A 13362-nucleotide genomic window follows, 5' to 3' on the forward strand; every position below is an offset into this window, starting at 1 on the left:
GAGACAATCCATGACCCATATGACAAGGGACGATTTCGCGCGCCTGCTGGCCCGCGCCCGCATTGCGATCGCCGACGCCAGCCCGGCAGGCCATATTCTGTGTGACGAACTGGCGCAGGCCGAACGGCTCATGGAAAATCATGCGGTTCCCTGGTCCGCCGACATCCACGTCGCGTTCATCGACCATCGTGAGGGAGGCAACCTCCATGCGGCCTTCGGCCGTGAGGCGTTGATGGCCGAGGTCGCCTCATTCTGCCGCGAATGGTGGCCGGAAATCCGCGACAGGCGTGATCCCTCGACGCTCTCCGACGAAGAGGCCGCTTCGATCTATTTCGACGCCCACGAAGACGAATATCTATGGACCGAGCGAATCTCGGTCGGCGCGCCGGCGATCGGCTCTCCGAACGCATTGCGCATCGCTCGCCATCTTGTGATCAGCACCAGCCATATCCGTCCCGCCACCGCGGACCTTCTCGACCAATGGGCGCCGATGATCCCGGAATCGCGCCCGCTGGGTGTCGCCGAGGCCGGCTATGGCTGGTTCGTCCTCACCGATTCGCTCGACGGCCTGGAACGGGAGATGGTCCCGAACGAGCTTTGGGCCGCCATCGAGTTCGCGCGTGCACAGGGCTGCCGTTGGCTTCTTCTCGACCGTGACGCGGATTGCATCGACGGTCTCGAGACGTTCGAGTGGTGAGGGCTCTGCCATGACCCGCCGCTCCTCCAGGGCCGAGGTTCGCAATCCCGTCCTCGGTCTTCCCGCCGCACGCCTCCTCCAGGCTATGCCAACCGATACCCGCACCTTGCTCGCAGTGCTGCTGCTCGACCTTGCCGCCGAGGCGCGCCACCGTTCGCGATCGAGCTGGGAGAGTCGCAAGGTGTTTGTCGCTGCCTACTGGGCTACCGTTGCCGTCTATGCCGGACATGTCGCCCGGGTCCTTCGCGGGACCCGGCAACGGGGTACTTCGCGCAAACCCTTTCGCATCGCCCAAAAAGGCTATGCCGAGCTTGCCGCAGCGAGCTGGAAGGAAGCCTCCGACCTCTATTGCGAGCGCCGCGACCGATTGGGTCTGGGCGCCAGCATGTACCCCGAGGCGCTGCTGTTGGTCGCCGACACGCCTGTGGGGCGGATCAGCTATAACGGCCGAATCTGGCTGCCCGGCGACTGGGAACCCGGCACGGAACCCCTCTACGACACCAGGTCGCCTGCCGGCCACTGACAGGCGCGCAGTCGCGCCGATCCACCGCACCTGAGGAGACACCGCATGAGCCCAGCTCTTGCGCGCGGCTTGCTTGCCGCGCCTGATGATCCTTTGCCTGCGATCGACGATAGAGTCATAGCCGCCGTGCGGTGCCGTGCCTGGTTCGCCTTCAATCTTTCGGGCGGCAAGGATTCCACCGCCTCGGCCCACGCCGCGATTGCGCTGCTCGACGCCTTGGGTCATCCGCGCGATCGCCGGATCGCGATCCACGCAGACCTCGGGCGGGCGGAATGGCGGTCGACCTCGGCTATGGTTGCAGCGATCGCCGACAGGCTGGGGATTCCCTTGCTGGTTGTCAGCCGATCGGCAGGCGACATGGTGTCGCGCTGGGAGCAACGCTTCCTCTCCGGCAAGCGTCGTTACGAGGCGCTCGAAACCTACAATCTCATCGGACCCTGGTCCTCGGCATCGCTACGCTTCTGCACGTCCGAGCTGAAAGTCCAGGTGATCGGCCCTGACCTCGCACGCCGCTATCGGGGCGAAACCATCGTTTCGGTCATCGGCCTGCGCCGCGACGAAAGCCCGAGCCGCCGCTCGACCCCGGTCTCCCGTGTCGACGAACGCTTCGCAAAGCCCGGCAATGCCGCCGGCACGTGCATGCTCAGTTGGCATCCAGCAGTCGACTGGAGTGCTGACGACGTCTTCGGGATTCACGCGCGCCACGGACTCCCGCTGCACGAAGCCTATGTAAGATACCGCACGACCCGCCTGTCCTGCGCTTTCTGCGTGCTTGCATCCGCGCACGATCTGGCCGCCTCCACCGAAGCTCCCGGAAACGTCGATCTCTTCCGCCATCTTGTGGCGATCGAGCTGGACTCGACCTTCTCCTTCCAGCCCCAACGATGGCTCGCCGATGTCGCGCCTCGATTGCTGCCGGCCGCTCTTCTTCACGACATCGCCTGCGCCAAACTGCGAGCCCATGAGCGCCGGACGCTCGAAGCGAAAATGCCCCCGGAATTGCGGTTCGTGAAGGGCTGGCCACCACGCATGCCGAGCCTGGCCGAGGCCGCGCTGATTACGAAAGCCCGCGCGCCGATCCTCGCCCATCACGGCCTCGCCGACCATTTTTCCGACGCTACCGCGGTCCAGGCGCGGTTCGCAGACCTCCTCGCCGCGAAGGCCGAACGGTCCCGCTAGCGAGCCGGAGGGGAGGACTCTTTTTAAGGTGCGTCGGGCGAATTTCGCTCGCGCGTCTCCTTGCTGCCGAACGCGCAGCCCCCTGTCTCCACTATCGAAGGAATAGCCAATGGACGTCATCGTCTCTCGGTCCCGCATCCCGGGCGCCGCCTCGACCTATCACTATCGCGCCCTCGTGCCGCTGGCCGAAGTGGCACTCCAGCGGCGCCCGCGCTGCGTCGTCATCCAGGCCCACATCGGCAATGGACGGGTGCCCTCGACCCGGATCGCCGACGTCGTAGCACCCGCCGCCTGGTATGAGCGTGAGCTGGCCACCCCCTTGGGCCTCGCGGCGCGGCTCAACCTGGTCGCGCGGCGAATCGAAGCGCTCATCATCCGCACCGTCTTTCCCGAGATGACCGCCCGGCTGACCCCGCTGACGCTCGCCCTGGAGTCCGATCCCGGCGAGGCCAGCTGCCGTGTCGCCGTCGCCGACCTGAACGCAGCGTTCGACCGGGTCGCGCCCGAAATCGACACCCTGATGGCAGCCGATCTCGGCCTCTACCAGGGCTGCGACCTCCGCGCCGCCTGACATCGAAAGGCCCCGTCATGACACACTATTCTGAAACCAGCCTGGTGATCGCCGCCTGCCTCTGGGAGGCGGTCCTGGCCTTGCGCGCCAGGCCGATCACCGATCCCGACGCGATAGGCCTCGCTCTCGCGATCGACAAGACCTTCGATGCGCTCGGCAGCGCTGCACTGCGGCTGACGGTCGTTGGCTGGACCGACATAGTCGAGGCTGCCTGGCGCGGGGGCGAGAATGACTATCCGCTCTGCTTCGACTGGGATTTCGTGCCTGCCTGGATCATCGACCACATCGACTGGTCCGACCCATTCCATCCCGCGGTGATCCAAAGGGGAGGGGGATGAGGGCTCATGTGGCGGGGAATTGGTCTCCGCCAGACAGGAGTCGCATTCCATGTCCTTCCCCGCCACCATCCGGCCCGAGGTCGGCCAGTCGCTCATCACCAAGGTCTCGCGCCTGTTCAACGGCACGCTCGGCGACGTCCTTCAGGAACTGTTCCAGAACAGTCGCCGCGCCGGTGCCCGCGCGATCCATGTCGCGATTTACAATCTCCCCGCCGGTACCGCACTGTCCATCTACGATGATGGCTGCGGCATCGACGACCCCGCCAACCTCCTGAAACTCGGCGATTCGGGCTGGCAGCAGGATATCCGCGCCCGCGAGGATCCGGCCGGCATGGGCGTGTTCAGCCTCGCCGGTCGGGATGTGCTTGTCCGCTCCTGGTCGCGAGCAGCGGGGCGGGGCTGGGGGGTCCATATTCCGGCTGACGGCTGGGAAGGGGCTGTCCCGCTCGCGATCGAGCCATGCGGGATCGTACGCGGCACCGAAATCCAGATCATGCTGCCAGCCGCCTGGGAGGAGCAACTTTCGTCGGCACTGCGCCTCGCGGCCCGATATTTTCCGCTCCCGGTTCATTTCGAGGGCGCGCAGCTCCCGTGCGAGGACTTTCTCACCGGTGCGGGGCAGATTGAGGAATGGGAAGGCTGTCGCATCGGCATCTTCCACGACGGCACGACCGAGGCCGTCCACACGCCTCGGATCAATTTCCATGGCGTGACGGTCGCCTCCCGGCTTCCCACCCTGAGCGAAATTGAGACTCCCCATAACTGGCGGGTGCGGGTCGATATCGTCGACGCGCCGGCGCTTCAGCTTGTCCTCCCCGCGCGCAAGGAAATGGTCGAGAACGAGGCGCTGTCCCGGCTCAGGGAAGCCGCCGAAATCGCGCTTTACCGCGCCATCGCCCGCGAGAAATCTCATCGCCTCTCCTACAAGGCCTGGGCGCGCGCACGCGACCTTGGTGTCGCTCTTCCCGAAGCCGAACCGTGGCTCAATGCCTGGACGCCCACCATTGCCGACACGTCCAACCGATATCAGGGCGAGGCCGTTCGGCAGGGCCCAATGATCATCATGTCCGACCACGAACCCGACATCGAGCAGGCACTGTCGCGCGCACTAGCAAAGGAAACGCCGCTCGGGGGGCGCCTGGTCCACGAAAATCGCGATTTCGAGGGCTATCGCTGGTACGACGGATTGCCGCGTCTCCTGTCCTGCAGCTTTGTTGTGCGACGCGATGGCATCCTCCATCGCTATGCTGATGACGTCGCTTTGGCCGACGATTTTGACTCCGGGCCGGTTGAAGAGATCACCGCCGAAATCCTTCTACGGCCCGGTGGTCCGTCACCGTCCGAACCCACCACATACTGCGTGCCCGCGGACATGCTGGTCTGCAGCAATGCCTGCTGGACGATCGACGAGGCGACCATCCTGTTCGACGGCGAGGCCGATGTGCAGCCCGACGCGCTTGCCGACCTGATGTATGCCAGCCTGTTCTGTTATTCCGACGACTGCGAGCGCGACAGCTGGGATACGCAATCGCTCGCCTTCGAGCATGAAGCCCGCAATCTCGCCAACCTGCTACTGCTTGGCGAGGACGAGGCGCTGCTCGCTCGATTGCGTGAGGCGGTTTTCGAGCACGTCCAGTGGCTTATTCCCAATGACCGCAGCCTGACAATCTCCGTCGACAGGAACAGGCTCTCGCTCTCGCTCGATCAGGCGGCCTGAGCCCCATCGCCCGAGACTCGCCCAAGCCTTCGTGAGGGAGCTTTCCCATGCGCCATGCCGCACTCTTTGTCTGCTCGACCGCCCATCTACCTGTAGCCGAGCGTCGTCATATCGATCGCCTGATCGCCGTCGCGTCACGCGGGGCGGACGGACGTGTCGAGGTCGGCCATCCCGATCTGGTGATCGAACCCTATGCCTATGGCTTCTTCGTCCACACCTGCGTCGTCGGGTGCGGCGGTGAGGCGCCCGACATCAGCCCGGAGTTCTGGGCGATCCTGCGCGCCGCATTCGACAGGGATGCCTCCTGGGTCCTGTTCGACCGCGACGAACCCGCCTGGTCGCAGCTGCCCACCTTCGCCGATCCCGACCAACCCGAGGAGCACCAGTCATGACCAGCACCTGCTCGATGCAACCCTGTTCGCCCAAGCGCGCGGTGCTTGCATCCTTCGATCATGCCTACGCCCTTGCTCTGCGGATGCGGCATGAGACCGGCCGCCCCCAGTTCGTGCTGCGCACCGGCGATCCGTTCCAGCCCTTTCGTGTCTCCAGCACCGGGCCGCAGCGCCGCCAGGCGCTGATGACGCTCGTCGCCTGACCTGGCACCAGCTTGTGCCGGAAACGGCTCTCTTCAATGAGGACCAGTCCCATGACCCATGGAATATTGCGCCAGCTAGCCAGCGAGGCGCCAGACGTCCCTCCACCTGCCATCCAATTTCTCAGCCTCACCGAGGACGAGTTCGTGGACAGGTTCCAGCCCGTCCCCAATCATCTCCTCGCAACGGCGGGGTTCGACTTCGGCCGGGGCGGATGCCTGTTCGAAGCCTCCGGCCCGGACCTCGAATTCATCCGCTCGCAACCTGCGGCAAATGTCTGGACGGTGATCGAGGGCGACGACGGTCTCGAGATCACCGACGGCATGCACGCCGTCAATCGCCTCGGCTATCTCCTGGCCGAGCAGCCATGTCCCCCCGATACTATGGTGAGCGTGCCGCTCGACTTCTAAGCGGCCACACCTCCCGACTCTGGGGCCTCGGGGGCCAATTGATCGTCGCATTCCGGCCATCCTGCCTCCGGGATCAACCCGCCAACCGTCACGGCGACGTTCCCTATGGGCTCCCGACCTCCTTCCTGGAGATCAGTCATGTACGATCCGAAGCGACCGCCGATCGCGGCGGCGAACGACGACGCTTGCCTTACTGCCCCATCCGGCGTCCCTGTGATCGCCGCCTGGGGCATGGGCGTCGACAGCACCGCGATGATCATCGAATGGGTCGCGCGGGGGCTGCCCCTGTCCGCCGTCCTCACAGCCGACACCGGCGTCGAGCGCGAGGAAACCTATGCCTTTCTGCCGATCTTCCAGCGCTGGATGGACCGGCATCATATCGAGCATCATGTCGTCCGCTATGTGCCGAAGCGCTTCAAGCACTGGCCGCCCTATTTCTCGCTTCTGGAGAACTGTCTCACCAACGCGACACTGCCATCGATCAGCTTCGGCCGCCACAGTTGCTCGTTAGGTCCGGCTTCAGAGACTGTCTCTTTTGCTCGCGATGAGTGACGGGCCGACCGCCGCGCTAACCCAAAGAGCTGGCGGTGGTCGGCCCGTCACTCGCGTCGCGCAGCGACGCCTGATTGCCGGATGAATCCGCTTGGACTCAATTACCGCACTTCATTCGCGAGCAGATCATTTCAGGATCGATTTCACTGGCGAAACAAAGGCTGGGCTTGTAGAAGACCGGAGAACAAAAGGGGGCTTTATGGCGCGGCGCGTTTTCTTCAGTTTCCACTTCGCGAACGATTTTTGGCGCACCCAGCAAGTGCGTAACATCGGTGCTCTTGAAGGGCAGACTCTTTGCACCGCGAATGCGTGGGAAGAGGTCAAGCGGAAGGGCAAGGCCTCCATCGAAGAATGGATCGATGACAACATGTACGGCAAGAGCTGTGTGGTGGTGCTTGTCGGTTCTGAAACAGCGAGCCGCCCTTGGGTAATCCGCGAGATCGTTAAAGGCTGGGATGCCGGCAAAGGAGTGGTCGGCATTCGGATAAACAAACTTCTCGGCCACGACGGGAATTCGTGCGCGGCTGGTAGCAATCCGTTTGACGAAGTCGGCTATGGAAATACCGGGAAAAAGCTATCGTCCATAGCGAAGCTGGTCACCCCTTCAGGCACAGATAGCAAGGCAGTGTATGATTCGATCAAAAACGGGATCGAGAGCTGGATTGAGGACGCGATAGCGATCCGCTCAAAGAACTGATGGAACTCCGTGAATTCGTGCGATATTCGATGATAGAGTTTCGATTATGATCGAATACATTACAAAATCCGAGCTTCGGAATTTTGCCGATAAGTTAAATGTTAGCGAACAGGCAAGTCTCAGAAAATCTGCTGCTTCTCGTAGCCTCTCAGGCACCACATTTCTTTCGCACTCAAGCAAAGATGATGATTTGGTCGTTGGCGCTATTCGTGTGTTGGAAGGGCACGGAGCCAGGGTCTATGTCGATGAAATCGACCCGGAAATGCCCCCATACACGACGGAGGAAACGGCGGGGCTGTTAAAGAGCCGTATTCGCCAGACCAAGCGCTTTGTTCTTCTTGCAAGCAAGAACAGCAAGGACAGCCGTTGGGTGCCCTGGGAGTTGGGCGTGGCCGATGGGTATAAAGGGCTGACGAAGATCGCGCTGTTTCCGGCATCCGACAGCTCGCATGAGCAAGCATGGGCATCGTGGGAGTATCTGGGATTATACCGCCGCATTGTCTGGGGGGATCTACAGGGTCATCAAAAGCGTGTCTGGATGGTTCTCGACGAGAAAAGGAACACAGCTACGGAGCTTAGCGAATGGCTGGCTGGCGAATGATGAGTTCCCACCCCGTTTAAGCAGTGGCAGGGGGCTGCCAAAATCGCTCCTCAACGACAGCCGGTTGGAGGGCCGGGCTTTCGAAGCGCTCCTCTCGGACGGAAACGTCAAGGTGGCGGTGAAATAACGCAACATAGTCCCGGTCTTCCGCTAGGTCGGGCGCTAGAGACCCAACTTGCGCCCCCACTTCAAGCGTCGCGCCGCCCGTGGAGATTACTGGTATCACTGCAGCCTCTGGTTGCAGGCGTCGAAACATTTCGTACTCTTGTACGATCCCACCCATACCACCAATGAATACCGCTGCTTTGAACTTGTGTTCGGAAAACATGCGCTCGCGCATGGCAAGCAGGCTCTTCTCCCGATCCTTCTCAACCTCGTCTGTATAAATCACGTTATTGAATCGCTCGTTGTCCTCGGGGAATTCATCCTCGAAATGGCGGGACTGATAGAGCCGTACCCAATGTCCGTAATTTACTCCGATGTCCTGAGAGACCACCCAGATCATCGGTGTGATTGCGGGTTGTCCACCCCAAACAAGAAGTCTGCGACCAAGTGTGACGTGCACCAAAGCGGAAACTGCGGCCGTAATCGCGACAGTGTCGGCGGTCGCCGCATATTGTGGCCCTCGCTTCGGATCTGGCACACCTGCCGATAGGAAAATGGCCTCAGCCATGGTCAATTCTCCCATGCTGCGAGAGCCCATCCGGCTTCGGAAACCTTAATCGTGCGGACCGCGAGAATATGCTCTCCAAGCCATCGGAGGTGGGCATTCCATGCATCACGGATGCCGATATGATCGTAGACCAGTACCGGTATCTCCTGCTGTTCCGCTCGTCGCGCCTTATCGGCCACATCGTTCAAAATTTCGGCCGTGGGGATTCCAACAATCGGATATGCCCAAATCTTTTGACCATCCAGCAATCGCACAGCGACGGCTCGGTGTGCGCCGACGCCTTCCACCGATGCTCCAATTTTTTCGACGTCAGCGCGAAGCTTGCCGGTTATCGACATATATCGAGATGCGATGCTTCGGCTTCGTAGCCGTTCCACCTCAAGAACGATTGCATCGGCCGTTTTTGCTACTATCGGTCCATCAGCCCCCTCGAGTTCTTCTGGATCAAGATAAATGGTCTCTGCAAGATCAGTCAGCTTGTTCGGTGTATGTGCAGGCCAAATGACACGAAGAACTTGAATCTCCTTTGCGCGTGCTCTTCCTATTTCTTGTCGCGTCCATCGGCTATCAAAATAAGTTGGAGTGTCGAGCATAACCATAACATCAGAATCGACGAGCCTGTGCCAAAGCACATCTTGGAACGGATCGCCGGGCCTAATATCGTGTGTGTCCAGGAAAACGTCGAATCCGCGGGATGCGAGGAGATCGTGGAGTTGCAACGCAGCTGCTCGGGATTCAACGCGTCGATAGCTGACAAATACCCGTCGCTGTCGGCGGAGCAGGCCAACGCATTCCAGCATCGCCGATGCGAGTTCGGTCATCGCTGGATCGTCAGCGCGCCGCGTTAGCCCGTTGATGGGCTGGAGAAACTGGGGGATGTGAACATTGAAGTCTGCGCCGGCGGGGATCGTGGGAATGATGGGCGCGCTCGCGCGGATGAGTTCCTGGGCCGCCTCCAGATCTTGTTGGGCGTTTCCTCCGAAATACGCACATGCGAATGCTGCTGGTTTGTGTCGTCCACTCAGCGTGTCCGCATTATGCACAACTACATCGTCGCCCAACGTCAATCCGAAGTCGGAAACGATATCGGCGAGCGTCGCGGTTAGTGTTGCGCGATCCCCGGGCGTTACGGCGCCAAGTATGGCCAATTCATAGATACTCATTGATGTCAGCGACCGGCCGCCTTTGCTGCAGTTTCAATCCAAGCCGGCATGTTGACATAGCCGTTATCCCGAACCCAATCATACGCTCCGTATAGGTTCGAAAGCGGAACATCCCGGCCATTCTGCTTAATTGTAAAATAGCTGAGTGGGTTAGTCCCCTGACGATCAATCCCAAGTTGCGGATCTTTTACGCTATGGATGTCGATGGCCAAGAGGCCTTTTCCAAGCTCGTAGCTTCTCTTGATCTCGTGCCGGACCCATTCACGGTCATACGTCTCCGCGCCAAACAGCACCACAGTCACGGACGTACCTTTGAGCTGCTCCTCGATCCATTTTTCTATGCCGCCCGCTCGTTTCTTCGCCTCTTCGAACTCTGCCTTGTCATAGAAGGGCTGGGCTTCGCCACCGGGCCGAACCACCCAGGAATTGCGGACTTGCACGACCCGTCGAACGTCACGGTCATAGTGAAAGCTAAAGAATACCCGACGTGCCACCACTTACCCCCTCGATCATCGTTCACTCATATCAAGGCGGGAGCCAAGTGTCAGCAGCCACGGTGAGTGGTTGGTGTCGAGTCGCAACGACACCCTTCGACATGACGAGGAAACCGCCCATTCCATCGAAATGCGTCGGTCAAACCGGCCATATTGCGCTACTTTCGAAATCGCATCTGTGCGGGCGAGGGAGATAGCCCGTGGTATCAATGATTCGGGCATTCTCTGGCATGCCCAATGTCCCACTTGGCTTCCCGATCCTGTTCGACGCCGACATGGCGATCATCGAGCCTGCCTTCGTCTGGCTCATGGAGCACGCCGAACTGAGCGGCCGCGCGCAGGCGTCTGAAACCGTCCGGACCTATGGCGAACATCTCCACGACTGGTTCGACTCGCTCGAACAATCGGGGATCGAATGGCGCGAGGCCGACGAGCGTGTCATCGCTGCTTATCGCAACCGAATGCTGGAGAATCCCAGCACGCATACCGGGCGGCCCTATGCCCGGACCACGATCAATGCGCGCGTCTCGACCGTCTGCCGCTTCTACGGTTGGGCGCTCGACCGGGCGCCGATCGACCATTGCCCGTTCCGGTTGACCGAGAAGATGACGCTGATGCTTGACGGTGCCTATCGCCCAGGCTTGCAGCGCCGCCAGGTCAACGAGCTGATCGTCTCGCGCCCCGAAAAGCTGCCACGGCCACTGCGCGCCGATGAACTGGCGCGGCTGTTTGCGCATCTGAGGCCCACCGCCCGACTAGCCGCGCAATGGGCGCTCGGGGCGGGTCTGCGCCGCAAGGAACTTTCAGCGCTCGCCGTCGAACAGATCCCGGATAGCTGGCCGCTCGACCTCGACAGCGATCCGCTAGTCGGCGTGCCGCTGCATATCACCAAGGGCGATCGGCCGAGGACGGTCTATCCGCCGCTTCGGCTGCTCGATCATACACACTGGTATATCGGCGAGGAACGCGCCCGGATCGTCCGCCGTATCCGCCGTTCCGACCGGCGCTATCGCGCGCCGTCCAATCTCCTGCTGAACGAGCATGGACGGGCGATGACGCGCAAGCTCCTGACGGCGCAGCTTGCCGAAGCGTTTGCCGCTTCCGGGCTGCAGGGCACACTGCACTGGCTCCGGCACACCTTTGCGATGGCGATGCTGGCCCGTCTCCAGGTCCAGGCCCGCACCAATCCCGACCTCAACCCGCTCAAGGTCGTGCAGGTGCTGCTCGGCCACGCTTCGATCACGACGACGGCGATCTATCTGCGCTGTGTCGAACTGCACGAGCGCGACCTGAGCGAAAGCCTCGCCTATCTCTATGGCGAGCTGATCCCGGCCGATGGTTAGGAACCGCCTCGATCGGACGCTTCGGCTCGAACCGACGCCGACGGACCATCCGGTGGAGCTCGCCGAAATCCAGTTCCGCGACGAATGGGGCAGGATCGTTCAACGGTTTGACCCGGCGCTGCTCGGAATGCCGGACGACATCAGCGCAGCTATCTCGCGCGCCTTCCGCGATCATGATGTGGCGTCCAGCGCCGCCACCCGCACCTCACGCTGGTTCGCGCTCCGCGTGTTCGGCAGGTTCCTGTGCGAAGATGGGCGTGTCAGGCGCGCGGTCGATCTCGATACGGCGACGATCCGCCGGTTCATTACATGGCTGGCGAAGCCCACCAACGGGCGCAGGCGCGGCGTCCAGTCGCAATCCGGTCAGCTCGGTATGATCCGGCCGGTCCTTAAGCGCGCGATCGCGGACAATCCCGGCTTGTTCGCACCGGGCTTCGCCGTTCCCAACAATGCGATCCCGCTCGCCGGCGTCCAGCGGCTACCGCAAGACAGGCTGACGACCTCCGCAATGCGTGCCCTGCTGGCAGTCTGCTATGCCGAGATCGACACTGCCTGGGACAGGTTCCAGCACGGGCAAACCATCGTCGCTCTTCCGAACTTGCCGCTCCATGGTGGCCGGACCGCCGAACGAGATCGCTGGATATGGAAGCTCCACCGCCTCGGCCACGGCGTCATGCCGCCCGCCCGAGGCTCGGACCTTAACAAGCCCGATCGGCAGCGGATCGCCGACGCAGGCGGGTTCCGTGAGCTGGAAAGCTATCTCCACCTCACGACCGACACGCTGGTTGCGTTCTATATCGTGCTGCTGATCCAGACGGCGGCAAATGCCGGTCCGCTACGCCAGATCAAGCGCGACTGCCTGGTGCCCCATCCGCTCGAGCGGCATCGCGTCATGGTAGAGTGGGTGAAACCCCGCGCCGGCGGTAAGGTGAAACGCATGCAACGGCGGTCATTCGACAATCGCCGGCCCTATGCGGCGCCTCGTCTGATAGAAAAGCTCCTTGCGATGACGGCGCCGTTGTTGCCGCATGTGGAACCGTCCAGGCGCGATCGGCTGTTCCTGCATCGCTTCCTCATGACGACTGGCCGCCTCGAGCGTGATCATCACGCCGGCCATATCGTGCAGGCCACGTTGCGATCGGCAATGTTGCGCTTCTACGAGCGCCAGAACGCTGCAATCGCCTCGTGGAACGAAGCGCATCCCGAAAAGCCTCGTGCGCTGCTTCCCGACTTCTCGCCCAAGCTGTTCCGCAGCAGCATGGCAAGCGCCCATTATACTGCATCGCAGGGCGACATCATGGCGGCCAAGGCGGTCCTTAATCATGCGAGTGTCGCCACCACAGATATCTACGTCGACGGCGATGCCGTTCGCCGCCTCGAACGCGATACGATCGCCCGACTTCAGGCGCTGATGATCACATGGGTCTGCGGCGAGACAATCTCGGATCGCTCGCAACATAGAGGCGCGGATACCGGCGCGCCGGTGACGGCGCTGTTCGGCCACGACTGCCTTCGCCCGACTGACAGCGGACATGCCCATCCTGGTCGCGTGTGCCCGAAACTGGGAGGCTGCCTTGCCTGTCCGGGCCTGATCGTCCCGATCGACCCGGATCATCTCGCGCGGATCGTCCAGGCCACCTGGCATCTTGAAGCTGCGCGGGAGCGGATCGACCCGATCCGGTTCGGCCTCTTTTACGCGCCCAGCCTTCAGGTGCTGACGCAAGACCTGCTACCGGCATTCCCGCCCGAGATGATGCCAGACGCCGAACGGCTCATGTGCGCCCTGCCTTCGCTGCCGGACCTGGAATAGC

General features: G+C 62.0%; 17 protein-coding genes. 14 read left to right on the forward strand and 3 right to left on the reverse strand.

Going from position 1 to position 13362, the window contains the following annotated elements; all coding sequences use genetic code 11:
• The first annotated feature begins 10 nt into the window (after window positions 1-10).
• From SKP52_RS01580 to SKP52_RS01635, 12 genes are all read left to right on the forward strand, one after another.
• Entirely contained in the window at window positions 11-697 is a 687-nt protein-coding gene (locus SKP52_RS01580) for a DUF5983 family protein (RefSeq protein ID WP_039570931.1), read from the forward strand.
• 10 nt (window positions 698-707) lie between these two features.
• Complete coding sequence (locus tag SKP52_RS01585; protein WP_228383784.1) at window positions 708-1220, forward strand: hypothetical protein; 513 nt, start codon at window positions 708-710, stop codon at window positions 1218-1220.
• Window positions 1221-1265: 45 nt separating this feature from the next.
• A complete protein-coding gene (locus tag SKP52_RS01590; RefSeq protein WP_039570935.1) occupies window positions 1266-2399 on the forward strand; it encodes a phosphoadenosine phosphosulfate reductase domain-containing protein in 1134 nt (377 codons plus the stop codon).
• 109 nt (window positions 2400-2508) lie between these two features.
• Window positions 2509-2970: a hypothetical protein gene (locus SKP52_RS01595; RefSeq protein WP_039570937.1), complete on the forward strand. Its 462-nt coding sequence runs from the start codon at window positions 2509-2511 to the stop codon at window positions 2968-2970.
• Window positions 2971-2987: 17 nt separating this feature from the next.
• Window positions 2988-3308, forward strand: a complete 321-nt coding sequence (locus tag SKP52_RS01600) for a hypothetical protein (protein ID WP_039570939.1) — start codon at window positions 2988-2990, stop codon at window positions 3306-3308.
• A 49-nt stretch (window positions 3309-3357) separates the two neighbouring features.
• Entirely contained in the window at window positions 3358-5025 is a 1668-nt protein-coding gene (locus tag SKP52_RS01605; protein WP_039570942.1) for an ATP-binding protein, read from the forward strand.
• 47 nt (window positions 5026-5072) lie between these two features.
• Window positions 5073-5417, forward strand: a complete 345-nt coding sequence (locus SKP52_RS01610; RefSeq protein WP_052207721.1) for a DUF5983 family protein — start codon at window positions 5073-5075, stop codon at window positions 5415-5417.
• Window positions 5414-5620: a hypothetical protein gene (locus SKP52_RS01615; RefSeq protein WP_228383785.1), complete on the forward strand. Its 207-nt coding sequence runs from the start codon at window positions 5414-5416 to the stop codon at window positions 5618-5620. Before SKP52_RS01610 ends, SKP52_RS01615 begins: the two co-directional genes overlap by 4 nt.
• A 51-nt stretch (window positions 5621-5671) precedes the next feature.
• Complete coding sequence (locus tag SKP52_RS01620) at window positions 5672-6028, forward strand: hypothetical protein (RefSeq protein WP_148308984.1); 357 nt, start codon at window positions 5672-5674, stop codon at window positions 6026-6028.
• A 138-nt stretch (window positions 6029-6166) separates the two neighbouring features.
• Complete coding sequence (locus SKP52_RS01625; RefSeq protein ID WP_052207722.1) at window positions 6167-6580, forward strand: adenine nucleotide alpha hydrolase family protein; 414 nt, start codon at window positions 6167-6169, stop codon at window positions 6578-6580.
• 91 nt (window positions 6581-6671) lie between these two features.
• The gene (locus SKP52_RS01630) at window positions 6672-7277 is read left to right on the forward strand and encodes a TIR domain-containing protein (protein WP_228383786.1); all 606 of its coding nucleotides are present in this window, start codon (window positions 6672-6674) and stop codon (window positions 7275-7277) included.
• A 46-nt stretch (window positions 7278-7323) separates the two neighbouring features.
• On the forward strand, window positions 7324-7878 hold the full coding sequence (locus SKP52_RS01635) for a toll/interleukin-1 receptor domain-containing protein (protein WP_038575785.1): 555 nt from the start codon (window positions 7324-7326) through the stop codon (window positions 7876-7878).
• Between the two features lie 16 nt (window positions 7879-7894).
• Here SKP52_RS01635 and SKP52_RS01640 read toward each other — a convergent pair whose 3' ends face one another.
• From SKP52_RS01640 to SKP52_RS01650, 3 genes are read right to left on the reverse strand one after another with little or no spacing between them, the layout of a single operon-like run.
• On the reverse strand, window positions 7895-8551 hold the full coding sequence (locus SKP52_RS01640; protein WP_038575783.1) for an SLOG domain-containing protein: 657 nt from the start codon (window positions 8549-8551) through the stop codon (window positions 7895-7897).
• A 2-nt stretch (window positions 8552-8553) separates the two neighbouring features.
• On the reverse strand, window positions 8554-9714 hold the full coding sequence (locus SKP52_RS01645) for a toll/interleukin-1 receptor domain-containing protein (protein WP_039570956.1): 1161 nt from the start codon (window positions 9712-9714) through the stop codon (window positions 8554-8556).
• A 5-nt stretch (window positions 9715-9719) separates the two neighbouring features.
• Entirely contained in the window at window positions 9720-10208 is a 489-nt protein-coding gene (locus tag SKP52_RS01650; protein WP_038577284.1) for a TIR domain-containing protein, read from the reverse strand.
• 209 nt (window positions 10209-10417) lie between these two features.
• Between SKP52_RS01650 and SKP52_RS01655 the strand changes: the two genes are divergently transcribed.
• Window positions 10418-11551 carry a tyrosine-type recombinase/integrase gene (locus SKP52_RS01655; RefSeq protein ID WP_039570958.1) on the forward strand — a complete coding sequence of 378 codons (1134 nt, stop codon included), beginning with the start codon at window positions 10418-10420 and terminating at the stop codon, window positions 11549-11551.
• Window positions 11544-13361, forward strand: coding sequence for a site-specific integrase (locus SKP52_RS01660; protein WP_039570960.1), 1818 nt, complete (start codon window positions 11544-11546; stop codon window positions 13359-13361). The genes SKP52_RS01655 and SKP52_RS01660 overlap by 8 nt, the downstream gene beginning before the upstream one ends.
• The last annotated feature ends 1 nt before the right edge of the window (window position 13362 follow it).

The sequence above is a fragment of the Sphingopyxis fribergensis genome, from assembly GCF_000803645.1.
GTDB classification, from domain to species: domain Bacteria; phylum Pseudomonadota; class Alphaproteobacteria; order Sphingomonadales; family Sphingomonadaceae; genus Sphingopyxis; species Sphingopyxis fribergensis.